The organism is Streptomyces sp. GB4-14 (assembly GCF_022696125.1).
In the GTDB taxonomy this organism is placed as follows: domain Bacteria; phylum Actinomycetota; class Actinomycetes; order Streptomycetales; family Streptomycetaceae; genus Streptomyces; species Streptomyces werraensis.
This window is the reverse complement of sequence record NZ_RZHO01000002.1, coordinates 310,024-332,303: the sequence shown is the minus strand read 5'-3', so window position 1 is coordinate 332,303 and position 22,280 is coordinate 310,024. Positions and strand designations below refer to the sequence as shown.

Here is a 22,280-nt window from a genome sequence, read left to right as displayed (position 1 = left end):
AAGGACGGTCGGGGGTTCTCCACAAGACCGCGGACACGACAAAATTGCCGGGCGCGGGGAGAGGAGAACCGGTGGCGGGCAGACTGAGCGCACCCAGCGGCCGGTACGCCGGGAAGTCCGCCGAGGAGCGGAAGGCCGAGCGGCGCCGCCGCTTCCTCGACGCGGCCCTCGAACTCTTCGGCGCCGGACCCGGCTACCGGAACACCACCGTCGCCGCCCTCAGCGAGGCCGCCGGACTGTCCACCCGCCAGTTCTACGAGGAGTTCCGCTCCCTGGAGGACGTCCTCGCCGCCCTGCACCTCAAGGTCAACGACTGGGCCGAGGCGGCGGTGCTCGACGCGGCGGCCCGGACGGCGGACGCGCCGCTCGCCGAGCGCGCCGCGGCGATCTTCCGCGCCTACGCCGCCGACGTCACCCGCGACCCGCGCCGCATCCGCATCGCCTTCGTCGAGATCATCGGGGTGAGCCCGCGTCTGGAGGAACAGCGGCTGGCCCGCCGGGCCCGCTGGGTCGACCTCATCTGCGCCGAGGCGGACGCGGCCGTCGTCCGCGGCGAGGCCGCGCCCCGCGACCACCGCCTCGCCGCGACCGGATTCATCGGCAGCGTCAACGGGCTGCTGCACGACTGGAACGCGGGATGGGTCGAGGCCACCCTCGACGAGGTCGTCGACGAACTGGTCCGCCAGCTGCTGGCCATCCTGCGTCCACCGGAGACACCGGAGACACCACAGACACCGGGGAGGCCGACTGCGGCGGATGCGCCGGGACCGCCGGACGCACCGGACGTGCCCGCGCCGACCGCTTGACCCGGCGTCAACCGGCCGGCGTCGAGTAACTCCGGCAGGTCGACGGAGTCAGGCGGTCGGCGCGAGGTCCCCCGCGAAGACGATCATCTGGTCGATCAGTCCCCGCCGCAGGTGGACGACGTCGGTCCCGGCGAGCCGGGGACCGCCGTCCGGAGTGGTGAACACCCACTGGTACCGCGCCCACTCGTCCGGCATGTCCACCCCCGAACAGCGGACCATCGTGCCCGGTCCGGCCGGGTGCCGCCGGATGTCCAGCACGAACCGCTCCACCGCCTCGATGCCCTCGCTGCGGCCGAGCGGACCCCAGAGAACCACGTCCGAGGTGAGCGCCTGTGACAGCAGCGAGGTCACGTAGGCGTCGTCGGAGGCGTTGAACGCCGAGATGAACGTGTCGATGGCCGACTGGGCGGTGTCTGCATGCATGCACCCAGTCATACCAGCCTGTCTCACGTCCCGGCCGCTGTCCGGGTGGTGAGGAGGTCGGGGAAGCCGATGCGGTCGTAGAAGCCGGCGCGGATCCGGTCGGCGACGTCGCTGACCTGTTCCGAGCCGTCGTCCGCCGGGTCGATCGTCACGCGGAACGGGCGCTGCCCCTTGGGGGCGTCGACGACCGCCACGATCGTGCGGGCGACCTCCCCGGCGTCCGCGTCCGGCGGCGCGAGAGCCGCGAGCCGCTTGCCGACGTCGTCCATCAGCCCCTCGTACAGCTCGTCGTACGCCTCGGCCGTCGCCGTGTCAGCGGGGTGCATCGCGTGCGCGAAGTGGTTCGTGCCGGAGGTGAAGGAACCGGGCACCACGATCGACGTGTCGATGCCGAACCGGGACAGCTCGACGGCGTAGCTCTTCGCCAGGTGGTCCATCGCCGCCTTGGCGCCGAAGTACGGGGCGAGGTACGGGGGCGTCCCGCCGTAGGTGCTGGAGGAGCCCACCCAGACGAGCAGCCCGTCCCGGCGCTCCCGCATCCGGGGCAGCACCGCGCGGTTGACCCGCTGCGTGGAGAGCACGTTGGTGTCGTAGATCTCGGCGAGCTGCTCCGGGGTGAACGACTCGGCGGGGCCGAGCACCATGTGCCCGGCGTTGTGCACGACCACGTCGACGCGGCCCGCCTCCTCGGTGACCGCCGCGACGGCCGCGTCCACCGACTCCTGCCGGGAGACGTCGAGTTCGACGGTGCGCAGGTCGACGCCGTGCTCCTCGGCGTAGGCGCGTGCGTCGGCGACGGCCGCGGCGTTGCGGCCGGTGGTCTGCCGCATCCCGGCGTAGACGGTGTGCCCGGCGTCGGCCAGGGCCCGGGCGGTCAGCGCGCCGAATCCGCTGGACGCGCCGGTGATCAGAATGACGTGGGAGGACATGAGGTGCTCCGTCCGAGGGAGGGGGAGGTCAGGGCGTCAGGGGAAGACGATGACGCTGCGGCCGCGTGCCGTGCCGGCGTCCATCGCCTCCAGCGTGGCCGGGGCCTCCTCCAGGCCGATCGGCGTGACGTCCGGGAGGATGTCGTGGGAGGCCGAGAAGGCCAGGGTGTCGCGCAGGTCGTGCGGCGAGCCGGACGGGGAGGCGCCCACCCGCAGCCGGTTGAGGATCATCGGCTGGGTCGGCAGCACCAGCGGCTCGGGACCGTAGCCGCACAGCATCAGACTGCCGTCCGGGGCGAGTCCGCCCAGCGTCGCCGTGGCCGCCTCGGTCGACGGGGAGGCGTTCAGCACGAGGTCCGCGCCGCCGTCCCACTCCTTGAGCGCCTTCGCCGGGTCCGACTCCTGCGCCGCGACGAAGAGTTCCGCGCCCAGCGCCTTCGCCGCGTCCTCGCCGCGCCGGGACCGGCCGATCACGGCGACCCGCGCCCCCATGGCGACGGCGTACCGCACGGCCAGCGCGCCCACGCCTCCGGCGCCCACCACGGCGACGCGGGAACCGGCCCGCAGCCCGCCCTGGCGCAGCCCGTTGAACGCGGTCAGCCCGGCGCACATCAGCGGCGCGGCGGCCACCGGGTCGAGCCCGTCCGGCAGCGGGGTGACGAAGCCGGACTTCATCAGCACGTACGGGGCGTAGCCGCCGTCGGCGACGATGCCGGTGATCACCTTGCGCGGGCAGAGGATCTGGTCGCCGCGGACGCAGTAGTCGCAGTGACCGCACGAGTCGTACAGGAACTGCCCGCCCACGGCCGTCCCGACCTCCGGGAAGGTGACGCCGGGGCCGACGGCCGCGACCACGCCGGTGATCTCGTGGCCCGGCACGACCGGGAAGCGGGCGAACGGATAGTGACCGCGCAACAGGTTCAGGTCGGTGAAGCAGACCCCGCACGCGGTGACCTTGACGAGCACCTCGCCCGGACCCGGTTCGGGCACCTCCAGGTCCTGCAGGGCGAGCGGGGCCCCTGCCCCGACGGCGACGGCGGCACGCATCATGACGAACACTCCGGGAGAGAGGGGGAGGGGCGGGCGGAGGATCGCTGCCGCCCGCGGTACGTAACCAGCGTGACCTGGGGTTTCCCGCAGGTCCAATGCTTGCTTCGGTGCCTACGATGACGTCAGGACATCGGTGCAGGCAGCAGGGGAGAAGGCGGCATGGACGGCGGACGGACGGATCTGGACCTGCGCCGGCTGCGCTCCTTCGTCGCCGTCGCCGAGCGTCTGCACTTCGGGCAGGCGGCCGCCGCCCTGCACGTCACCCAGCCCGCGCTGTCGCGGCAGATCCAGCAGCTGGAGCACGACCTCGGCGTGTCCCTGTTCCGGCGCAGCAGCCGGGAGGTCGCGCTGACGCCCGCGGGCGAGCAGTTCCTCCAGGACTCCCGGGAACTGCTGGCCGCCGCCCGCGCCGCGCAGAACCGCGCCCGGCGGATCGCGGCGGGCGAGGGCGTGCTCAAGGTCGGCTTCATGCTCAGCTCCGACATCACCGCGCCGCTGCACGCGTTCTCCGCGCGGGAGCCGGAGGTGCGCATCGAACTGGTCCGGCTGCGGTGGTGGAGCCAGTCGGCGGACCTGCTCGACGGCACCGCCGACGTCGGCTTCGTGCGCCTGCCCGTCGACGCGGACCGGCTGAGGGTGCTGCCGCTGTACCAGGAGGGGCTCTGTGCGGTCCTTCCCGTACGGCACCCCCTGGCCGGCGAGGACACGGTCGGGCTGCGCGCCCTCGCCGACGAACCTCTGCTGCATTACGCGGGCGCGTCCCCGGCATGGTCCGCCGTCTGGAACGCCGACCCCCGCCCCGACGGCACGCGGTGGCTGCGCGGCCCGGACGTGCACGACATGGAGGAGATCCTGGCGTACGTCCGGGCCGGCAGCGGCGTGGTGATGGTGCCGGAGTCGGTCGCGGCGGTCTTCCCGCGCCCCGACATCGCCTACGTTCCGCTCGCGGACGTGCCCCCCGGCACGGTCGCGCTCGCCTGGGACGGCGACCGCCCGTCCCCGCTCGTCGAGACCTTCGTCGACGCGACGAGGACGACGGCCGTCGACGTCACTCGTCCCACGCCTGGATCAGCACCTGCCCCGTGATCTTGCCGTCGCGCAACGTCAGCATGGACTCCGAGAGCACCCGCACGCCGTCCGGGTAGACGCAGCTCTCGCAGTAGGCGGCGTGATCGCCCTGCACGACGCACGCCTCCAGCGCGTGCGTCATGTCGCGGCTGTAGACGTCGTCCAGCATCGCGGCGATCTCGTCCTTGCCGTGCAGCACCTTCGGGTGGCTCGGCCCGCTGACGTGATCCACGACGCGCAGCTCCGCGTCGTCCGCGTAGAGCGACTTCAGCATGTCCGGCGTGTCCGCCTCGACGCCCCGCCGCAGGGTGTCGGTACCGAACACGGGCTGTGCCGCGGTCGTCATGATGACCCACCTCCTCGAAAGGCCGCGGGCCCGGAACCAGGCCTCGCAGGCCTCACCTACGAGCGTCCTCCCCCGGACGGGCCGGGGCAAGCGCGACGCCTGGCCGGCGGGGCGCGACGGGCTCGTTGTCAGCACCGGGTGGGATGCTGCGCCGCATGAACGGACAGCAGTTCTGGCAGCTCGTCGAGGCGGCCCGTGACCAGGCACGCCACCCGGACGACGCCCAGGACGTCGCCCACCGGGCGACCGAGCGACTGGCGACACGGCCGGCCGAGGAGATCGTCGGGGCCCAGCAGGTGCTGTGGGACCTGATGGCGGACTCCTGCACGAACCCCCTGTGGGCCGCCGCCTACCTGATCAACGGCGGCTGCTCCGACGACGGCTTCGACTACTTCCGTGGCCGGCTGATCACGCAGGGGCGCGAGGTCTTCGGCCGCGCGGTCGCCGGCCCCGACGCCCTGGCGGACCTGCCCGTCGTGCGCGCCTCGGCGGCCGACGGACACGACCTGGAGTGCGAGGAGGTGCTGAGCATCGCCTGGAACGCCCACATCCGGGCGACCGGCCGGCAACTCCCCACCGACGCGTTCGTCGTCCGCCGCCCGGAGCTGGACCCCACCTGGAACTTCGACTTCGACGACCATGCCGAGATGACACGCCGACTGCCGCGCCTGGCGGCCCTCCACCTGGGGTGAGCGAGAGGCACGCTCACCGGGCAACGGGGCGGGGAGCGCCCTCGGGGCAGGGGGGGGAACAGTCCCGCGTCCCGGGCGCCTCTCAGCCCGCCGTGGCCAAGAACTGCGTAGCCGCCAGCTCCCCGTACAACGGATCCGACGCCACCAGTTCCCTGTGCGTCCCCACCGCCCGTACCCGCCCCGCGTCCATCACCACGATCCGGTCCGCCGCCGTCACCGTGGAGAGGCGGTGGGCCACCACCAGCACCGTCGTCGTGCGGGCGACGTCCGCGACCGTGTCCCGCAGTGCCGCCTCGTTCACCGCGTCCAGCTGCGAGGTGGCCTCGTCGAGCAGGAGGAGGCGCGGGCGCCGGAGCAGGGCGCGGGCGATGGCGACCCGCTGGCGTTCGCCGCCGGACAGCTTGGTGCCACGGTGGCCGACGAGGGTGTCGAGCCCTTGGGGCAGGCGGGCGGCCAGACCGTCCAGCCGGGTCGTCCTCAGCACCCGCGTCAGCGCGTCCTCGCCCGCGTCCGGGTTGCCCAGCAGCAGGTTGTCCCTGAGAGAACCCGACAGCACGGGCGCGTCCTGCTCGACGTACCCGATGGCGGCCCGCAGCTCCGGCAGATCCCAGTCCGCGAGGTCCCGCCCGTCGACGGTGATCACACCGGACTCGGGGTCGTAGAACCGCTCGATGAGCGAGAACACCGTCGTCTTGCCCGCGCCGGACGGGCCGACGAACGCCGTCAGCCCTTGAGGGGGCACGGAGAACGTCACGCCGTGATGGACGTACGGCAGATCCTCGGCGTAGCGGAACCGCACGTCCTCGAAGGCGACTGCCGCCGGCGCGGCGCCGGGCGACGGCAACGCGGCGGGCGGCGCGGCCGGTTCGGCGGGCAGCCGCAGCGCCTCCTGGATGCGGGCGAGCGCGGCACTGCCCGCCTGGTACTGCGTGACCGCGCCCACGACCTGCGAGATCGGCGCCATCAGATAGAACACGAACAGCAGGAACGCCACCAGCGTCCCGATGTCGATGGCCCCGGTCGCCACTCGCGCCCCGCCCACCGCGAGGACCGTGATGAACGCGAGCTGCATCGCCAGCCCCGCCGTGTTCCCCGCCGCCGCCGACCACTTGGCGGCCCGCACGCTCATCCGCCACGACTCGCGCGCCGCCTCGTGCAGCGTCCGCTCCTCCCGCGGCTCGGCCCCGGACGCCTTCACCGTGCGCAGCGCTCCCAGCACCCGCTCCAGCGACGCCCCCATCACGCCCACCGCGTCCTGCGCCTGCTTCGACGCCCGCCGGATCCGCGGCACGACCACCCCGAGCAGGGTCCCCGCCAGCGCGAGCACGCCCAGCGTCACCGCCAGCAGCACCGGCTCCGCCCAGCCCATCAGCGCCACGGTGGCGAGCAGCGTGAGCCCGCCCGTGCCCAGCCCGATCAACGAGTCGGTCGTCACCTCCCGCAGCAGCGTGGTGTCGGAGGTGATCCGGGCCATCAGATCCCCCGGCTCGGTCCGGTCCACGGCGGCGATCCGCAGCCGCAGCAGGTACGACGACAGCGTGCGCCGCGCCCCCAGCACCACCGACTCCGCCGCGCGCCTCAGCACGTACGAACCCACCGCGCCCAGCACCGTGTTGCCGATCACCAGCGCCGACATCAGCAGCAGCGTCCCGGTGACGGCCCGGTCGTGCGTGAGGTCGTCGATCAGCTCCCGCGCCACCAGCGGCAGCGCCAGCCCCGTCGCCCCCGTCACCAGCGACAGCAGCGCGCCGCCCAGCAGCGCCCAGCGATGCGGCCGCACGTACGACAGCAGCAGCGGCCAGGCCGGCGCGCCGGACCGGTCCTTGGTGATGCTCACATGCCCCCCTCGGCGTCGGACGGATGTTCAGGCTACGTCGCCCGGGCGGACGCACCGCACGGCGGGCGGCGGAGCCGATCGTTCCCGCGTAGGGTCGGGAGACGACGGGGGAGACGGACCAGGCCGACGAAGGAGTCAGCAGCATGGCGCAGGAAGTACGCGGCGTGATCGCACCCGGCAAGGACGAGCCGGTACGGATCGAGACGGTCGTCGTACCCGACCCGGGACCCGGCGAGGCGGTCGTACGCGTCCAGGCCTGCGGGGTGTGCCACACGGACCTCCACTACAAACAGGGCGGCATCAACGACGACTTCCCCTTCCTCCTCGGCCACGAGGCCGCGGGCGTCGTCGAGTCGGTGGGCGACGACGTCACCGACGTGCGGCCCGGGGACTTCGTGATCCTCAACTGGCGTGCGGTGTGCGGTCATTGCCGCGCCTGTCTGCGCGGGCGCCCCTGGTACTGCTTCGACACGCACAACGCGCGGCAGAAGATGACCCTCACCGACGGGACCGAGCTCTCCCCGGCCCTCGGCATCGGCGCCTTCGCGGAGAAGACCCTGGTCGCCGCCGGACAGTGCACCAAGGTCGACCCGGCGGTGTCCGCTCAGGTCGCCGGGCTGCTCGGCTGCGGCGTGATGGCCGGCATCGGAGCCGCGATCAACACCGGCAACGTGGGCCGCGGCGACTCGGTCGCCGTCATCGGCTGCGGCGGCGTCGGCGACGCGGCGATCGCCGGCTCCCGGCTGGCCGGAGCGGCGAGGATCATCGCCGTGGACATCGACGACCGCAAGCTGGAGACCGCCCGCTCCATGGGCGCCACCCACACCGTCAACTCCCGTACGGCCGACCCCGTCGAGGCGATCCGCGACCTCACCGGCGGTTTCGGCGCCGACGTCGTCATCGAGGCCGTCGGCCGTCCCGAGACCTATCGGCAGGCGTTCTACGCCCGCGACCTGGCCGGCACGGTCGTCCTGGTCGGCGTGCCCACCCCGGACATGAAGATCGAGCTGCCGCTGCTGGACGTCTTCGGCCGCGGCGGCGCCCTCAAGTCCTCCTGGTACGGCGACTGTCTGCCGTCCCGCGACTTCCCGATGCTGATCGACCTGCACCTCCAGGGCCGCCTGGACCTCGGCGCGTTCGTCACCGAGACCATCGCCCTGGACGAGGTGGAGAAGGCGTTCGAGCGGATGCACCGCGGCGACGTGCTGCGCTCGGTGGTGGTGCTGTGATGACCGCCCGCATCGAACGCCTCGTCACCTCCGGCCAGTTCAGCCTCGACGGCGGCACCTGGGACGTCGACAACAACGTGTGGATCGTCGGCGACGACCATGAGGCCGTCGTCATCGACGCCGCCCACGACGCCGACGCCATCGCCGAGGCGGTGGGCGACCGGCGTCTGACCGCCATCGTCTGCACCCACGCCCACAACGACCACATCGACGCCGCTCCCGCCCTCGCCGAGCGCACCGGCGCCACGATCTGGCTGCACCCCGACGACCTGCAGCTGTGGAAGCAGACCCACCCGGACCGCGACCCCGACGCCTGGCTGGCCGACGGACTGGTCGTCGAGGCCGGCGGCGCCGACCTCACCGTGCTGCACACCCCGGGCCACGCACCGGGCGCGGTCTGCCTGTACGACCCGGGTCTCGGCACCGTGTTCACGGGCGACACACTCTTCCAGGGCGGGCCCGGCGCCACCGGCCGCTCCTTCTCGCACTTCCCGACGATCATCGACTCCATCCGGGACCGGCTGCTCACCCTGCCGCCCGAGACCAAGGTGCTCACCGGCCACGGCGACCCGACCACCATCGGCGCAGAGGCCCCGCACCTGGACGAGTGGATCGCCCGGGGCCACTGAGGAGACGGTGTCACCCGGGCGTACCGGCGTCCGGGTGACACCACGGCCCTCACCGCGGAAAAGGCGACAGAGGATGTCCGGCTTACCCGTCAGGCTCGTCGTCGTACGACGGATCGAGGCACAGGAGGCCGGAAATGACACAGCCGTTGCGGGACAAGGTCGCACTGGTGGCCGGGGCGACCCGGGGAGCGGGACGGGGCATCGCCGTGGAACTCGGCGCGGCGGGCGCCACGGTGTACGTCACGGGCCGCACCACCCGGGCCCGCCGCTCCGAGTACGACCGGCCCGAGACGATCGAGGACACCGCCGACCTGGTCACCGAGGCGGGCGGCCGGGGTGTCGCCGTCCCCACCGACCACCTGGACCCGGCACAGGTGAGGGCCCTCGTCGACCGGATCGCCGCCGAACAGGGCCGGCTCGACGTCCTGGTCAACGACATCTGGGGCGGCGAGACGCTCTTCGACTGGGACGCGCCCGTCTGGGAGCACGACCTCGACAAGGGACTGCGGCTGCTGCGCCTCGCCGTGGAGACCCACGCGATCACCAGCCACCACGCCCTGCCGCTGCTGCTGCGCCACCCGGGCGGACTGGTCGTCGAGGTCACCGACGGCACGGCGGACTACAACCGCGACCACTACCGGGTCTCCTTCTTCTACGATCTCGCCAAGTCCTCGGTGCTGCGCATGGCGTTCGCCCTCGGTCACGAACTCGGCCCGCGCGGCGCCACCGCCGTCGCCCTCACCCCCGGCTGGATGCGCTCCGAGATCATGCTCGACCACTTCGGGGTGCGGGAGGACAACTGGCGCGACGCGCTGGAGAAGGTGCCGCACTTCGCCATCTCCGAGACCCCGCGCTACGTGGGCCGCGCCGTCGCCGCGCTCGCCGCCGACCCCGGCGTGGCCCGCTTCAACGGCGCGTCCCTGTCCAGCGGGAGCCTCGCCAGGGAGTACGGCTTCACCGACCTCGACGGCAGCCGCCCCGACGCCTGGCGCTACCAGGTCGAGGTGCAGGACGCAGGCCGCCCGGCCGACGTCACCGGTTACCGCTGACCCACCCGGGCACCCGCACGTCCTGAGGGCCGGCGAGCCGGAAAAGCACTTGCCGCGGTGATCGTCCGGGCGGCTACCGTCGCCCCATGACGACGGACACAGGGCGATTCGCGGGGTACGGGGTTCTCATCACCGGGGCGGCGCGCGGCATCGGCGCCGCCACCGCGTCACGGTTCGCCGAGGAGGGCGCGCGCGTCCTGATCGCGGACGCCGACCCGGAGGCGGGGGAGCACACGGCGGTGCTCCTGCGCGACCGGGGACTCGCGGCGGAGGCCGTCGCCTGCGACGTGGCCGACCGGGCGTCGGTGGAGGCGGCGGTCGCCCACGCCGTGCGCCGCTTCGGCTCGCTGGACGTGCTGGTGAACAACGCCGCGCACTGCACCCCGGACGCCGCCCGCTTCGAGGACGAGCCGGAGGAGGAGTGGGCGGCGGACCTGGACGTCACCCTCACCGGCGCCTACCGCTGCTGCCGCGCCGCCCTGCCGCACCTGGAGGCGTCCGGCCGGGGTGCGATCGTCACCGTCGGCTCGGTCAACGGGTTCCAGGACTTCGGCAACCACGCCTACAGCGCCGCCAAGGCCGGCCTGGTCTCCCTCACCCGCACCCTCGCTGGCCACGCGGGGCCCCGGGGCGTCCGGGTCAACCTCGTCGCGCCGGGCACGATCCGCACCCGCGCCTGGGACGGCCGGGACGACGACCTGGCGGCGGTCTCCCAGGTCTACCCGCTGCGCCGGATCGGCGAGCCGGAGGACGTCGCGGCGGCCGTGACCTTCCTCGCGTCCGGTGACGCGGCCTGGATCACCGGCACCACCCTGGTCGTCGACGGCGGCATCACGGCCGTCAACCACGGCTTCCACCGGGCCATGGACCACACCGGACGGTGAGCGGCCCCGCACCCCGCGCGACGTCGTGTGACGCGCCTCATACCGAAGCGCCCGCCGCGACGGACATAACGGTCCGGTCGCGCGTACAACCGATTTCCCTCGTTCGCCGTCTACCTGGCAGAGTGCGCGGTCCAGCGCACGTTCCCGCGGGAGAGGCAGTACGGACCATGGGGGACTTGAGAAGACGGGGTGCCGTCGCCCTGGGGGTCACCGCTCTGGTGGCTCCGCTCACGCTCGCGATCGGTGCGACGCCGGCCCAGGCCGCCAGTTGCACCACGTCGGCGGGGCCGTACCAGAAGAAGGTCGAGAAGTTCCTCGGCCGCCCGGTCGACGGCAAGCAGTCCGCCGCCGACTGCAAGGCCATCCGGGCCTTCCAGAACAAGCACGGCATCAGGCCCAACATCGGGTACGCCGGCCCCGTGACCTGGGGCGTGATGGACCTGATGAACAAGCAGAAGGCCGTCGGGAAGAACCCGAACAAGGCGGGCAAATGCCCCACCAACAAGGGGCGCATCGCCTGCGTCAACCTCACTCTCCAGCTCAGCTGGATCCAGGACGGCAAGAAACTCGTCTACGGGCCGGTCCCGGTGCGCACCGGACGCAACGGCTACGAGACCCGCACCGGCCTCAAGAAGGTCTACTGGCGGAACAAGAACCACGTCTCGACCATCTACGACGTGCCGATGCCGTACAGCCAGTTCTTCGACGGCGGCCAGGCGTTCCACTCGGTCGGCGTCAGCATGTGGAACCCGCCCGGCTCCCACGGCTGCGTCAACATGACCAAGACCGCCGCCAAGAAGTACTGGTCGCTGCTGAAGAAGGGCGACGACGTCTACGTGTACGGCCGCAAGCCGGGCACCTGAGGCCCCCCCGGCGCCCGGCCTCGGGGCCGGGCGCTCCCGCACCCCCGGCGTTGTGAACTCGCCCACCTTGGAGGGCAGATGGACGTGATCAGCGACACGTCCGAAATGCCCGATGGGCGTGCGATTACTCACAGCGTCTTCACCTCGGGGGACGTATGCTTCACGGTATGTCCACCAGTGTTGAACCCTCCTCCGAGCGATCGGCTGCCGAGGTCAACGAGGAGATCCGGGCCCTGTGGCTCCGGTCGGGCGGGACACTCAGCGTCGAACAGCGCGAGGAGTACCAGCGCCTGGTCCAGGAGTGGGCCTCGGCCCTCCCGCAGGAGGCCGCCGAGGCGGCCTGACGGCCGACCTCGGCACCACGATCGGGCACCCGTGACCGCACGGGTGCCCTTCCCGTCTCACCCCCACGTCGCCGAGTACTGCCTCCGGTAGGCCTTGCGGTCCTGCTCGGCCCTGATCCACCGCGACGCCACCAGCGCCACCAGGCTCCCGCCCATCACCAGCAGCCCCGGACCCACGTTCCGCGGGTCGGCCAGCCGCGACACCAGCGTCGACGGATCCGGCAGGATGCCCCGCACCGACGTCGACGAACCGGGCGTGGCCGCGTCCGGCGCCGCCACGCCCTGCGCCTGCGAGGGTGCGGGGGAGGGGCTCCCGCCGTCCTCCCCGGGCGCCACGATCAGCTTCAGATCCAGGTCCGCCAGCGCCTTCGTCACCGGCTGGAAGTACGTGATGCCTCCCGAGCGGCAGTCGCCGCTGCCGCCGGAGGTGACGCCGAGCGCGATCCCCTCGGAGAACATCGGCCCGCCGCTGTCCCCCGGCTCCGCGCAGACGTCCGACTCGATCAGCCCGCCGACCGTCCCCTCCGGGTAGTTGACCGTCACGTCGAGCGCGGTCACCTCCCCGTCGCGCAGCCCGCTGGTGCTGCCGCTGCGGAAGATCCGCTGTCCCACCGTCGGTTCGGCCACCCCGGTGATCCGCACGCCCTTGCCGCCGCCGACCGCGACCACCCCGGCGTTCTCGCCGGCCTTGCCGCCGTCGTACGCGATCAGCGAGTAGTCGTCGCCGGGGAAACTGCCGCCGACGGTGGTGCCGACCTTCTTCCGGCCCCCGTCGTCGGAGAACCACACCGACCCCTGCGGCCCGCAGTGCCCAGCGGTGAGGATGAACTCCCGCCGCCCGTCGGTGACGTTGAACCCGGCCGAGCAGCGGCCCGCCGTCGACAGCACGGGCAGCCCGCCGGCCAGGCGGGTGGTGAACGTGCCCCCGACCCGCTCCATGCGCACGAAGTCGCCGATGCCGTCGGCCACTTCGGTGAGCGACGACCAGTCGTCCTCGGACACCGTGCTGTCCCCGCGCACCACCACCTGGTTGGACCGGTAGTCCTTCATCCAGGCCGTGCCGGGCACCCGTGGCGCCGAACTCAGCGTCCTTGTCGCGGAGTCGAAGTCGTCCATGCTGTGCCGCACCCTCTTCGGCTCGGCGCCCGCCGCCCTCACCTCGGCCGCCGCCTCCTCGTCCGTGACCGCGACGACCGTCCTGCCGTCCTCGCCGACCCAGCTGCCCGCCGTACGGGACGTGCCGAGCCGCCGGACCAGGTCGGCGCCCGGACCGGCCGCGTCCGCGTCCGCGGGGGAGGCGGTGGGAAACGGGACGGCGTCGGGCGGGCCGGGCTCACTCGCCACGGCGTGCGTGACCATCGTGCCGCCCAGCAGGAGTCCGCCGACAGCCGCCAGCCGTGTCACTCGCCGGACCACCCGTCGTCGTGCGTGCCTCATGCATGGCTCCAGAACCTCGACAGCGCGGTGCGCGCACCGCGGAGGCCTCCCTCGAGCAGAGCGCCCCTCGTCCATACGGCTCCGGAGCCCGCCGCGTTCAGTGCGGGCGGGACCGTGTCCCCCTCAGTCGCCCGTTCCCACCGGGGAGTTGGGCAGGGACAGTCCCAGCGCGACCGCCGTGCGGCCGTCGCCCCACACGGATGCCGGGTCGACGTACGGACGCAGCAGCGCCGTGAGCTCCGGGTCGCCGCTGCCGCGCAGCGCGTCTCCGGCCGCCTTGCGGGCGATCCCGGCGAGGAAGTCCGCGAGCTGCACCCGGGGGTCGTCCCGCGCGACGACCAGCCGCAGTTCCGCCAGGGCGACGCCGGACCGCCGCGCGGTCTGCTCGATCCACGTGATGCGCTCGGGCGTCAGCAGGTTCTGCCGGTCGTGCACCAGGCGCACCGGCCGCCGCCCGGGCCCGCTCCAGTACGCGGCCGTGGCGACGATCGCCGGGAGCAGCGGGTTGAGGACTGGGATGCGTACCGCGGAACCGTCCAGCAGGCCCGCCCGGTAGGCCTCGGCCCGCCCGCGCCCCGCCGCCAGCCGCTCCAGCGCCGGGCCCGCGTCCGTACCGGCGTGCGCCCGGCGCAGCTCGTCCAGGGTCCCGAAGAACAGCGGCACGGAGGAGCCCGGCTCCGCCCCGTTGCGGGTGCGCAGCAGCCGGTTCGCCACGGACAGGAACCGCTGCCGCTCCTCCGCGCCCAGCGCCTCCCGTACCGAGCGGTACAGCTCCGCCGCCGCGCCCGGGTCGTCGAGCAGCACACCGGCCAGCCGGTCCACCACGAAGAACGACTTCTCGGTGAGGTGCACGCGGGCCGCGCCGTGCAGCGGCCCGCCCGGCGCGAGGAACCACTCCAGCACCGCCCGGTGCTTCTCCCGCAGCAGGTGGGTGGCCTTGTACTCGGTGGCGGGGGAACGGATCCGGCCGCGGATCTCCCGCAGGGCCCGGGCCGCGTCCACGACGGGGACGTGGACACCGGCGTGCGCGAACACGTCGGTGTTCCCGCCGTTCAGGTTCTCGCCGTCCGACCCCGACTCGTCGCAGGCGATCTCCCGCACCGCCCCGTGGCCCTCGCCGGGCGGCGCCCTGAAATCCTGATGTGGGTCCACACCACGCCCCCTATCGTGTGCTTCATGGCCAGGATCCCGCACGATGCGTCCGGTGAACCGAATCCCCTCACGGCTTTGTCCCTCGACCGGCTGCGCCGCCGCACCAGCATGAAGTGGCGGACGTACCCGGAGGACGTCCTCCCCGTGTGGGTGGCGGAGATGGACGTGCCGCTCGCGGAACCGGTCGTTCGCGCGGTCACCGACGCGATGGAGTCCGGCGACACCGGGTATCCCGCCGGGACCGCCTACGCCGAGGCGCTGGCCGCCTTCGCCGCCAAGCGGTGGGGCTGGTCCGGGCTCGCGGTGGAGCGCACCGCGATCGTGCCGGACGTCATGCTGGGCGTGGTCGAGATGCTCCGGCTGGTCACCGGGCCCGGCGACCCGGTCGTGGTGAACCCGCCGGTCTACCCGCCCTTCTACGACTTCGCGCGCCACGCGGACCGCCGGGTCGTCGAAGCGCCGCTCGGCGACGACGGGCGGCTCGACCTGGACGTCCTGGAGCGTGCCTTCCGCGGGGCGGCCGGGGGCGGCGGCCGGGCCGCGTACCTGCTGTGCAGCCCGCACAATCCCACCGGCACCGTGCACACCGCCGAGGAACTGACCGCCGTGGCCGCGCTCGCCGAGCGGCACGGTGTCCGGGTCGTCGCCGACGAGATCCACGCGCCCCTGGTGTCCGGCGGCGCGCGCTTCGTGCCGTACCTGAGCGTGCCCGGCGGTGAGCGCGGGCTGTCGCTGATGTCGGCGTCGAAGGCGTGGAACCTGGCCGGCCTCAAGGCCGCCCTCGCCGTCGCGGGGCCCGGCGCGGGCGACGACCTCGCCCGGATGCCGGAGGTGGTCGGCCACGGCCCGAGCCATGTCGGCATCCTCGCCCACACCGCCGCCCTGCGCGACGCCACCGGCTGGCTGGACGCCCTGCTCGACGGCCTCGACGCCAACCGCCGGCTGCTCACCGAACTCCTCGCCGAGCAGCTGCCGGCCGTCCGGTACCGCCCGGGCGACGCCACCTACCTCGCCTGGCTGGACTGCCGCGGTCTCGGCCTGGGCGACGACCCCGCCCAGGTCTTCCTCGGTCACGGCCGGGTGGCGCTCACCGGCGGTCCGCCCTTCGGCACGGGCGGCGCGGGCCACGCCCGGCTGAACCTCGCCACCTCGCCCGAGGTGCTCACCGAGGCGGTGCGGCGCATGGCGGCCGCCGTGCGCGCGGCGGGCGGCGGCCGTGGCTGACGCCTGCTTCGCCAACCCCCGGCTCGCCGCCGTCTACGACCCGCTCGACCCCGACCGCGGCGACCTCGACGCGTATCTGCGCATGGCGCGGGAGTTCGGCGCCCGCCGGGTGCTGGACATCGGCTGTGGCACGGGCGTGTTCGCGCTGCTCCTCGCGGACGAGGGGATCGACGTCGTGGGCGTCGACCCGGCCGGTGCCTCCCTCGACGTCGCCCGCGCCAAGCCGGGCGCCGGGCGCGTCCGCTGGATCGAGGGCGACGCGACGGACCTGCCGCCGCTCACGGCCGATCTGGCCACCATGACGGCCAACGTCGCCCAGGCGATCGCGGACCCGGGAACCTGGCACGCCACCCTGAGCGGTGCCCACGCCGCCCTGCGCCCCGGCGGCCGCCTGGTCTTCGAGACCCGCGACCCGGCCCGGCGCGCCTGGGAGTCCTGGACCCGTGAGCAGTCGTACGTCCACGCCGACGTGCCCGGCGTCGGCGCGGTGGAGAGCTGGCACGAAGTGACCGCGGTGGACGGCCCGTTGGTGTCGTTCCGGACGACGTACGTGTTCGCGTCGGACGGCGAGGTGCTGATCTCGGACTCGACCCTGCGGTTCCGGGGGCGCGAGGAGATCGAGGCGGAGCTCGCGGACCACGGCTACGTGCTGGAGGGCGTGCGGGACGCACCCGACCGGCCCGGCCGGGAGTTCGTGTTCGTGGCCCGCCGCCCGTCGGGCGCGGACAACTCCCGGCGGGACGTGCCGGAGCAGGCCTAGACTTGACGCATGGACGACGCGTTGCGGGACCGGCTCGGAGCGGGGAAGTACCTGCTGCTCACCAGCTACCGGAAGAACGGCACACCCGTCGCCACCCCGGTGTGGGTGGTGCGCGACGGCGACGCGCTCGGTGCGTGGACCGCCGCCGACTCGTGGAAGGTCAAGCGGATCCGCGCCCGCGGGGACGTCCTCGTGGGACCTTGCGACGTGCGCGGCAATCCGACCGGCGACCAGGTCCCGGCCACCGCGGAGATCTGCGACGCGGCCACGACCGCCCGCTACCGGCAGCTGATCGCCCGCAAGTACGGGCTGATGGGCCGCCTCACCCTGCTGGGCAGCCGGCTGCGCCGGGGCGTGGACGGCACGGTGGGCATCCGCGTCACCTTCTGAACCCCACTGCTGCCGAGGACGGTTGAGGCTGTCAGGTCCAGGCGCGCAGCGGCTCGTCGACCAGCTGGAACACCGGCTCGCCGCGCACGGGGTCCTCGGCGGTCGACAGCCGCACACGGTCGCCGCTGTGGATGCCGATCGGCGGGCCCATGACCCGGCCCCGCACCACGAACCCCTCGGCCATCTCTATCAGCGACACGTTGCGCGCCGCCGGGGTGTTGCGGTGCAGCACCGTCGAGTGGCGCACCGTGCCGAAGCCCGCGCTGCGTTCCGTGCGCAGGTCGCTGCCCTGACAGACGGGGCACAGCAGCCGGTGGTACATCGCCGTGCCGCACCAGGTGCAGCGCTGGAAGAGCATGGCCTCCTGGTCGGTGCTCCGCCCTTCGGTGCCCTGCGGTTCGAGCAGGCGCGTGGAGCCGGCTGCCTGCTGAGCGACGCTCCCTGAGAAGTGGTACACGCTGGTCAACTCCCTGCACTCGGCCGGACTTCCACGTGCCCGGTCGCCCGCGCACGCGCCTGCCCGGTGGCCGTGCCACCGCGCACGGCCACAGAGTATGGCACTGAGTGCCACGAGTAAAGGCACTCAGTACCCTCCTCTCTGAGGGGAGGGCCGCTTCCGGGAACTTCCGGCACGTGTCCGCGAAGTGACGGGTCTGCGCACGCGAAGGCCGGGCATACGGGCAACACCCCTACGGAAGGAGCTCGTTCATGCTCGGCATAGTGGCGGCGGTGCTGTTCTTCATCGCCTTCCTGATCAACGCGGCGGACATCGCGACCAACGACGTGTTCTCCTCGGTGAACGTGATGCTGCTGGGGCTGACCGCCCTGGCCCTGCACGTCGCCGGTATCGGGGCGGGCCGGCCCGGCAGACGCTGACCCGTCCCCGGCAGGGGCCCGTCGGCGTGAGCGCCGCCGGGCCCTTCGCTGCGGCGATCTCGTAGCGGCCACCGCTCGGCTGTGCGTCAGCCGTGTATCCGCCGTGCATCACCGCAGCTCAGCCAGGAGGGAGCGGACCACTCCGCCCGGGGACTGCCGGCGCGGCGAGGCATCATGGAGAGCCTGCCCGACCGCCGACCCCACTCCTTCGCTGGACGCACATGTCTGACACCTCCGCCGTCACCGTTCTGCTCGTCGAGGACGACGAGGTGATCCGCCGCTCCGTCGCCCTGGCCCTCGAACGCTACGGCTACCGGGTCACCACGGCCGCCGACGGGCTCGACGGACTGGAGCGGTTCCGGGACGACCGTCCCGACCTGCTGCTCCTCGACGTCATGCTGCCCGGCCTGGACGGCATCGGCCTGTGCCGCCGGATCCGGGAGACCAGCACGGCCCCCGTCCTGATGATGTCGGCCCGCGGCGACTCCCTCGACGTGGTGTCCGGCCTCGAGGCCGGCGCCGACGACTACGTGGTCAAACCGGTCGACACCGCCGTCCTCGTGGCCCGGATCCGCTCCCTCCTGCGCCGCGCCACCTTCGCGCCCGCGCAGCGGCAGGAGCAGGGCTCACGGACGGGGACGGCGGACCGGCTCGTCTTCGGCGACCTGGCCGTCGACCCGGCCGCCCTGGAGGTGTACCGGGACGGCGAGGAGGTCGCCCTCGCCCCGACCGAACTGCGGCTGCTCCTGGAGTTCGCCGAGCACCCCGGCATCGTGCTGGACCGCCAGACCCTGCTGCGCAACGTGTGGGACTACGGCTGGGACGGCGACTCCCGCGTGGTCGACCTGTGCGTGCAGCGGCTGCGCAAGAAGATCGGCGCCGACCGTATCGAGACCGTCCGCGGTTTCGGCTACAAGCTCCGCCGGTGACCCGGAGCACCGGCATGCCGATCCTGCGAGCGCTGCTCAACCTGCGTTCCCTGCACTGGAAGATCATCCTTCTGGTGTCCACCGCCTGCGCGGCGATGGCCCTCACGGTGGGGTTGCTGGTGCACGAGTCGACGCTGCGGCGGTCGATGCACGAGGGCGCGGTCAAAGCCGTCGACCAGTTGGACCGGGCACAGCAGGACGCCCGCCGCACCGGCCGCCCCGCGCCCCTCGCGGACCCGGCCGAGCTCCCGGAACAGCTACTGCGCCAGGTCGAAGAACACGGGAAGGGCACGTACTACGAGGACGGCCCGCCCGCCCCCGTCTACTGGGCCGCCGAGCGGAGGAACGGGCAGCTCCACGCGCTCCGGACGGACATGACGGCGGACCTGCTCACCCGGCAGGCCCTGGACCGGCACCTGTGGAAGTACTCCCTGGTCACCCTCGCCGTGGTGATTCCGGCGACGGCCCTCGCCACGGAGCTGCCCGCCCGCCGCCTGCGTCGGGTGGCCCGCACGGCACGCCGTATCACCGCGGGCGATCTCCAGGCGCGCACCGGGGTGGGCCGCCGCGGCGGCGACGAGATCACCGAGATCGCAGCGACGGTCGACGCGATGGCCGACAGCCTGCGCGACCGTCTGGCCGGCGAACAGCGCTTCACCGCGGACGTCGCCCACGAACTGCGCACCCCGCTGATGGGTTTGGTCACCTCGGCGGGCCTGCTGCCCGAGGGGGAGGCGACCGACCTGGTCCGGGACCGGGTGCGGGTGCTGCGCGACCTCGTCGAGGACCTGCTGGAGATCTCCCGCCTCGACGCGGGCGCGGAGCGGGTCGAGCCCCGGCGGGTGCACCTGACCGAGCTGGTCGAGGAGTCGGTGGCCCGCACCGGCCTTCCGGCCACGGTCACCGCGACCGGCGCGCCGGTGGCCGAGACGGACCCGCGCCGGCTGGACCGCATCGTCACCAACCTGGTGGTCAACGCCCACCGGCACGGCGCGACGCCCGTGGAGGTCGGCGTGTACGGCCTGACGATCACGGTGCGCGACCACGGCCCCGGCTTCCCGCCGGACCTGCTGGCCCACGGCCCGCAGCGGTTCCGTACGGGAGCGGAGCAGCGGGGCCGGGGGCACGGGCTGGGCCTGACGATCGCCCAGGGCCAGGCGAAGGTGATCGGCGCACGGCTCGACTTCCGCAACCATCCGGACGACGGGGGAGCGGTGGCCCAGGTGCGTCTGCCGGAGCGCGACGACGTCCGCTGAGCGGGGCTGCCCTTCGTGCCCCGCGCCCTGCGTGTCCCTGACACACAACCGATGCTCCGCCGAGCGCCGCCCGCGCCCCGGGGCCCGCCGTGCGGACGCACCGCCCCCGCAGCCTTGCTGCCGTACTCGACGTGCGTCAGCCCGGAGGTGGCCCCCACATGTTGTCCCTGCCCTCAGTCCCCCATCGTGTCCGGACGGCCGTCGGCGCCCTGCTGCTCCTGGCCGCCCTCACGGCCCTGGTGGTCCTGCCCCGGTCCGACCGGGGCACGGCCGCCCGACAGGACGGTGCCCCGACCCGGATCACCGACGGCGACATCCCGTGGCCGGGGGAGGGACAGGCCGCCGTGACCCTGGAGGGATCCGGCCAGGTACTCACGCACGGGGCGCAGCGGCCCGTACCGATCGCCAGCCTGGCGAAGGTGATGACCGCGTACGTCGTCCTCACCGGGCACCCCCTGCGCCCGGGCGAGGAGGGGCCGCGGATCGAGGTGGACCGGCAGGCCGCCCACGAGGCAGGCGTGGGCGGCGAGTCGACCGTTGTCGTCACCCCCGGCGACCGCCGCACCGAGCGTGAGCTCCTGCAGCTGCTGCTGCTCCCCTCGGCGAACAACATCGCCCGCCTGCTGGCGCGCTGGGACGCCGGCAGCGAGGAGGCGTTCGTACGGAAGATGCAGCGGGCCGCGCACGACCTGGGCATGCGCGACACGACGTACACGGATGCCGGCGGCATCGAGCCCACGACCACCAGCACGGCCGCCGACCAGCTGAAACTCGCCCGCGAGGCGATGCGGCTGCCCGTCCTGCGGGACATCGTCTCGACCCGCGAGGCCACCGTGCCGGGAGTCGGCCGCGTGGCCAACAGCAACACCCTCCTCGGCACGTCCGGCGTCGTCGGCCTCAAGACCGGGTCCACCACCCCGGCGGGCGGCAACCTCCTGTGGGCGGCGAAGACCGACGGTACTCACCTGCTGCTCGGGGCGGTGCTGCACCAGCGGGCGCACACGACACCGGCCGAGGGCCTGACGGCCGCGCTGGAGGCGAGCCGCGCCCTGATCGACGGCCTGCGTGCCCGCCCGCGGTCCACGGGCTCCGAGGGCTGACCGGCGATGACGACGCCGTCCGCCCTCGCAGCCGTCCCGGGGAAGCGACCCCGGGGCATTCTCACCACCACCTGCGCCGTCCTTCTCGCCGTGGTCCTCGCACGCCCGGGCTGGATCCCGGCGGCCCCCGGCCGTCTGGGCAGCCTCACGGACACGATGCTCCCCTGGACGGCGCTCGCCCTCCCGCCCCTGCTCGCCGCCGCCCTGCTGCGCCGCTCCCGCACCGCCCTGACAGCCGTCGCCCTTCCTCTCGCCCTGTGGCCGGCGGCCTTCGGCGGCACCCTCACCGACAAGTCGGCCCCTGGCGGCGACCTCACCGTCGTCAGCCACAACGTCAACCAGGACAACCCCGACCCTCAGGACACCGCGCGCAGGCTGCTCGCCGCGCACGCGGACATCCTGGCCCTGGAGGAACTGAGCCCCGAGACGGCCCCGGCGTACGAGCGGGCCCTGGCACCCGCCTACCGCCACCACTTCCGCCAAGGGACGGTCGGCGTCTGGAGCGTGTATCCGCTGCGCGACGCGCACAGCCTGCCGATCATGCCGTGGTCCCGCGCCCTGCGTGCCACGGCCGAGACACCGCACGGCCCCCTGACCGTCTACGTGGCCCACCTCCCGTCGGTACGGGTGCATCCCACAGCCGGTTTCACGACGGCGGCCCGCGACGAGGCACTGCGCCGTCTCACGACCCACATCCGAGCGGAGGACGCCCCCCGCTCGCTGCTGATGGGCGACCTCAACGGCTCCGCCGACGACCGCGCCCTGCGCCCGCTCACCTCCCGCCTCGCCTCGGCCCAGGAGACGGCGGGCGCGGGATTCGGGTTCACCTGGCCGTCCGGCTTCCCGGTGGTGCGCATCGACCAGATCCTGGTCGGGGGCGTACGCGCCACGTCGGCCTGGACCCTGCCCGCCACCCGGAGCGACCACCTCCCGGTGGCGGCGACGATCACTTTCTGACGTGCGGAGACGGACGACCTGAGGAACGGTGGCGGGCAGAGCGATGAACT

The 22,280-nt window shown here is 73.4% G+C and carries 25 protein-coding genes; 17 read left to right on the top strand and 8 right to left on the bottom strand.

Annotated elements, in window-relative coordinates; all coding sequences use genetic code 11:
- Positions 1-71: 71 nt before the first annotated feature.
- A complete protein-coding gene (locus ELQ39_RS02865) occupies positions 72-806 on the top strand; it encodes a TetR/AcrR family transcriptional regulator (protein WP_242590876.1) in 735 nt (244 codons plus the stop codon).
- A gap of 48 nt (positions 807-854) precedes the next feature.
- On the opposite strand, the gene ELQ39_RS02860 is transcribed toward ELQ39_RS02865, so the two are convergent.
- The 3 genes from ELQ39_RS02860 to ELQ39_RS02850 are packed head-to-tail and all read right to left on the bottom strand — an operon-like array spanning position 855 to position 3,208.
- A complete protein-coding gene (locus tag ELQ39_RS02860) occupies positions 855-1,229 on the bottom strand; it encodes a nuclear transport factor 2 family protein (RefSeq protein WP_190001997.1) in 375 nt (124 codons plus the stop codon).
- A gap of 23 nt (positions 1,230-1,252) precedes the next feature.
- A complete protein-coding gene (locus tag ELQ39_RS02855; RefSeq protein WP_225639867.1) occupies positions 1,253-2,158 on the bottom strand; it encodes an SDR family oxidoreductase in 906 nt (301 codons plus the stop codon).
- 36 nt (positions 2,159-2,194) lie between these two features.
- Positions 2,195-3,208, bottom strand: coding sequence for an alcohol dehydrogenase catalytic domain-containing protein (locus tag ELQ39_RS02850; protein WP_242590875.1), 1,014 nt, complete (start codon positions 3,206-3,208; stop codon positions 2,195-2,197).
- A gap of 159 nt (positions 3,209-3,367) precedes the next feature.
- On the opposite strand from ELQ39_RS02850, the gene ELQ39_RS02845 reads away from it, so the two are divergent.
- Positions 3,368-4,294, top strand: coding sequence for a LysR family transcriptional regulator (locus ELQ39_RS02845; protein WP_242590874.1), 927 nt, complete (start codon positions 3,368-3,370; stop codon positions 4,292-4,294).
- On the opposite strand, the gene ELQ39_RS02840 is transcribed toward ELQ39_RS02845, so the two are convergent.
- Entirely contained in the window at positions 4,257-4,622 is a 366-nt protein-coding gene (locus ELQ39_RS02840; protein WP_190002000.1) for a nuclear transport factor 2 family protein, read from the bottom strand. The two genes, ELQ39_RS02845 and ELQ39_RS02840, sit on opposite strands and share 38 nt — an antisense overlap.
- A 155-nt stretch (positions 4,623-4,777) precedes the next feature.
- On the opposite strand from ELQ39_RS02840, the gene ELQ39_RS02835 reads away from it, so the two are divergent.
- Positions 4,778-5,314 carry a DUF4240 domain-containing protein gene (locus tag ELQ39_RS02835; RefSeq protein ID WP_242590873.1) on the top strand — a complete coding sequence of 179 codons (537 nt, stop codon included), beginning with the start codon at positions 4,778-4,780 and terminating at the stop codon, positions 5,312-5,314.
- An 82-nt stretch (positions 5,315-5,396) separates the two neighbouring features.
- On the opposite strand, the gene ELQ39_RS02830 is transcribed toward ELQ39_RS02835, so the two are convergent.
- The gene (locus ELQ39_RS02830; protein ID WP_242590872.1) at positions 5,397-7,151 is read right to left on the bottom strand and encodes an ABC transporter ATP-binding protein; all 1,755 of its coding nucleotides are present in this window, start codon (positions 7,149-7,151) and stop codon (positions 5,397-5,399) included.
- Positions 7,152-7,294: 143 nt separating this feature from the next.
- Between ELQ39_RS02830 and ELQ39_RS02825 the strand changes: the two genes are divergently transcribed.
- From ELQ39_RS02825 to ELQ39_RS02800, 6 genes are all read left to right on the top strand, one after another.
- The gene (locus ELQ39_RS02825; RefSeq protein ID WP_190002003.1) at positions 7,295-8,380 is read left to right on the top strand and encodes an S-(hydroxymethyl)mycothiol dehydrogenase; all 1,086 of its coding nucleotides are present in this window, start codon (positions 7,295-7,297) and stop codon (positions 8,378-8,380) included.
- Complete coding sequence (locus tag ELQ39_RS02820; protein ID WP_190002004.1) at positions 8,380-9,009, top strand: MBL fold metallo-hydrolase; 630 nt, start codon at positions 8,380-8,382, stop codon at positions 9,007-9,009. Before ELQ39_RS02825 ends, ELQ39_RS02820 begins: the two co-directional genes overlap by 1 nt.
- Positions 9,010-9,143: 134 nt before the next feature.
- Positions 9,144-10,058, top strand: coding sequence for an SDR family oxidoreductase (locus ELQ39_RS02815; protein ID WP_225639861.1), 915 nt, complete (start codon positions 9,144-9,146; stop codon positions 10,056-10,058).
- A gap of 86 nt (positions 10,059-10,144) precedes the next feature.
- Positions 10,145-10,942 (top strand): SDR family NAD(P)-dependent oxidoreductase, encoded by a 798-nt coding sequence (locus tag ELQ39_RS02810; protein WP_242590871.1) that lies wholly within the window; start codon positions 10,145-10,147, stop codon positions 10,940-10,942.
- A 167-nt stretch (positions 10,943-11,109) separates the two neighbouring features.
- Positions 11,110-11,805 carry a L,D-transpeptidase family protein gene (locus tag ELQ39_RS02805; protein ID WP_242590870.1) on the top strand — a complete coding sequence of 232 codons (696 nt, stop codon included), beginning with the start codon at positions 11,110-11,112 and terminating at the stop codon, positions 11,803-11,805.
- Positions 11,806-11,960: 155 nt separating this feature from the next.
- Positions 11,961-12,149, top strand: coding sequence for a hypothetical protein (locus ELQ39_RS02800; RefSeq protein WP_190002008.1), 189 nt, complete (start codon positions 11,961-11,963; stop codon positions 12,147-12,149).
- 57 nt (positions 12,150-12,206) lie between these two features.
- Here ELQ39_RS02800 and ELQ39_RS02795 read toward each other — a convergent pair whose 3' ends face one another.
- Together ELQ39_RS02795 and ELQ39_RS02790 are read right to left on the bottom strand one after the other, a co-directional pair.
- A complete protein-coding gene (locus ELQ39_RS02795; protein WP_242590869.1) occupies positions 12,207-13,586 on the bottom strand; it encodes a S1 family peptidase in 1,380 nt (459 codons plus the stop codon).
- Between the two features lie 123 nt (positions 13,587-13,709).
- Positions 13,710-14,738 carry a hypothetical protein gene (locus ELQ39_RS02790; protein WP_242590868.1) on the bottom strand — a complete coding sequence of 343 codons (1,029 nt, stop codon included), beginning with the start codon at positions 14,736-14,738 and terminating at the stop codon, positions 13,710-13,712.
- A gap of 24 nt (positions 14,739-14,762) precedes the next feature.
- On the opposite strand from ELQ39_RS02790, the gene ELQ39_RS02785 reads away from it, so the two are divergent.
- From ELQ39_RS02785 to ELQ39_RS02775, 3 genes are read left to right on the top strand one after another with little or no spacing between them, the layout of a single operon-like run.
- Positions 14,763-15,962 carry a MalY/PatB family protein gene (locus ELQ39_RS02785; protein WP_242590867.1) on the top strand — a complete coding sequence of 400 codons (1,200 nt, stop codon included), beginning with the start codon at positions 14,763-14,765 and terminating at the stop codon, positions 15,960-15,962.
- Positions 15,955-16,722, top strand: a complete 768-nt coding sequence (locus ELQ39_RS02780) for a class I SAM-dependent methyltransferase (protein ID WP_242590866.1) — start codon at positions 15,955-15,957, stop codon at positions 16,720-16,722. Before ELQ39_RS02785 ends, ELQ39_RS02780 begins: the two co-directional genes overlap by 8 nt.
- 9 nt (positions 16,723-16,731) lie before the next feature.
- A complete protein-coding gene (locus ELQ39_RS02775) occupies positions 16,732-17,112 on the top strand; it encodes a PPOX class F420-dependent oxidoreductase (protein WP_242590865.1) in 381 nt (126 codons plus the stop codon).
- A gap of 31 nt (positions 17,113-17,143) precedes the next feature.
- Here ELQ39_RS02775 and ELQ39_RS02770 read toward each other — a convergent pair whose 3' ends face one another.
- On the bottom strand, positions 17,144-17,569 hold the full coding sequence (locus tag ELQ39_RS02770) for a Zn-ribbon domain-containing OB-fold protein (protein ID WP_190002014.1): 426 nt from the start codon (positions 17,567-17,569) through the stop codon (positions 17,144-17,146).
- A 251-nt stretch (positions 17,570-17,820) separates the two neighbouring features.
- Between ELQ39_RS02770 and ELQ39_RS02765 the strand changes: the two genes are divergently transcribed.
- The 5 genes from ELQ39_RS02765 (at position 17,821) to ELQ39_RS02745 (ending at position 22,230) form a co-directional block, all read left to right on the top strand.
- On the top strand, positions 17,821-17,988 hold the full coding sequence (locus tag ELQ39_RS02765; protein WP_167338209.1) for a hypothetical protein: 168 nt from the start codon (positions 17,821-17,823) through the stop codon (positions 17,986-17,988).
- A 221-nt stretch (positions 17,989-18,209) separates the two neighbouring features.
- On the top strand, positions 18,210-18,917 hold the full coding sequence (gene cseB, locus ELQ39_RS02760) for a two-component system response regulator CseB (protein WP_242590864.1): 708 nt from the start codon (positions 18,210-18,212) through the stop codon (positions 18,915-18,917).
- A 14-nt stretch (positions 18,918-18,931) separates the two neighbouring features.
- Complete coding sequence (locus ELQ39_RS02755; protein ID WP_242590863.1) at positions 18,932-20,173, top strand: sensor histidine kinase; 1,242 nt, start codon at positions 18,932-18,934, stop codon at positions 20,171-20,173.
- A 158-nt stretch (positions 20,174-20,331) separates the two neighbouring features.
- A complete protein-coding gene (locus tag ELQ39_RS02750) occupies positions 20,332-21,273 on the top strand; it encodes a D-alanyl-D-alanine carboxypeptidase family protein (RefSeq protein WP_242590862.1) in 942 nt (313 codons plus the stop codon).
- Between the two features lie 6 nt (positions 21,274-21,279).
- On the top strand, positions 21,280-22,230 hold the full coding sequence (locus ELQ39_RS02745; RefSeq protein WP_242590861.1) for an endonuclease/exonuclease/phosphatase family protein: 951 nt from the start codon (positions 21,280-21,282) through the stop codon (positions 22,228-22,230).
- Positions 22,231-22,280 lie beyond the last annotated feature (50 nt).

Excerpts from the sequence above, each read along its gene's own strand:
- ELQ39_RS02765 (WP_167338209.1), top strand. The coding sequence starts at position 17,821 with ATGCTCGGCATAGTGGCGGCGGTGCTGTTCTTCATCGCCTTCCTGATC.
- ELQ39_RS02775 (WP_242590865.1), top strand. The coding sequence starts at position 16,732 with ATGGACGACGCGTTGCGGGACCGGCTCGGAGCGGGGAAGTACCTGCTG.
- ELQ39_RS02795 (WP_242590869.1), bottom strand. The coding sequence starts at position 13,586 with ATGAGGCACGCACGACGACGGGTGGTCCGGCGAGTGACACGGCTGGCG.
- ELQ39_RS02785 (WP_242590867.1), top strand. The coding sequence starts at position 14,763 with ATGGCCAGGATCCCGCACGATGCGTCCGGTGAACCGAATCCCCTCACG.
- ELQ39_RS02845 (WP_242590874.1), top strand. The coding sequence starts at position 3,368 with ATGGACGGCGGACGGACGGATCTGGACCTGCGCCGGCTGCGCTCCTTC.
- ELQ39_RS02800 (WP_190002008.1), top strand. The coding sequence starts at position 11,961 with ATGCTTCACGGTATGTCCACCAGTGTTGAACCCTCCTCCGAGCGATCG.
- ELQ39_RS02840 (WP_190002000.1), bottom strand. The coding sequence starts at position 4,622 with ATGACGACCGCGGCACAGCCCGTGTTCGGTACCGACACCCTGCGGCGG.
- ELQ39_RS02755 (WP_242590863.1), top strand. The coding sequence starts at position 18,932 with ATGCCGATCCTGCGAGCGCTGCTCAACCTGCGTTCCCTGCACTGGAAG.
- ELQ39_RS02750 (WP_242590862.1), top strand. The coding sequence starts at position 20,332 with ATGTTGTCCCTGCCCTCAGTCCCCCATCGTGTCCGGACGGCCGTCGGC.
- ELQ39_RS02805 (WP_242590870.1), top strand. The coding sequence starts at position 11,110 with ATGGGGGACTTGAGAAGACGGGGTGCCGTCGCCCTGGGGGTCACCGCT.
- ELQ39_RS02835 (WP_242590873.1), top strand. The coding sequence starts at position 4,778 with ATGAACGGACAGCAGTTCTGGCAGCTCGTCGAGGCGGCCCGTGACCAG.
- cseB (WP_242590864.1), top strand. The coding sequence starts at position 18,210 with ATGTCTGACACCTCCGCCGTCACCGTTCTGCTCGTCGAGGACGACGAG.
- ELQ39_RS02820 (WP_190002004.1), top strand. The coding sequence starts at position 8,380 with ATGACCGCCCGCATCGAACGCCTCGTCACCTCCGGCCAGTTCAGCCTC.
- ELQ39_RS02825 (WP_190002003.1), top strand. The coding sequence starts at position 7,295 with ATGGCGCAGGAAGTACGCGGCGTGATCGCACCCGGCAAGGACGAGCCG.
- ELQ39_RS02850 (WP_242590875.1), bottom strand. The coding sequence starts at position 3,208 with ATGATGCGTGCCGCCGTCGCCGTCGGGGCAGGGGCCCCGCTCGCCCTG.
- ELQ39_RS02810 (WP_242590871.1), top strand. The coding sequence starts at position 10,145 with ATGACGACGGACACAGGGCGATTCGCGGGGTACGGGGTTCTCATCACC.
- ELQ39_RS02815 (WP_225639861.1), top strand. The coding sequence starts at position 9,144 with ATGACACAGCCGTTGCGGGACAAGGTCGCACTGGTGGCCGGGGCGACC.
- ELQ39_RS02855 (WP_225639867.1), bottom strand. The coding sequence starts at position 2,158 with ATGTCCTCCCACGTCATTCTGATCACCGGCGCGTCCAGCGGATTCGGC.
- ELQ39_RS02745 (WP_242590861.1), top strand. The coding sequence starts at position 21,280 with ATGACGACGCCGTCCGCCCTCGCAGCCGTCCCGGGGAAGCGACCCCGG.
- ELQ39_RS02860 (WP_190001997.1), bottom strand. The coding sequence starts at position 1,229 with ATGCATGCAGACACCGCCCAGTCGGCCATCGACACGTTCATCTCGGCG.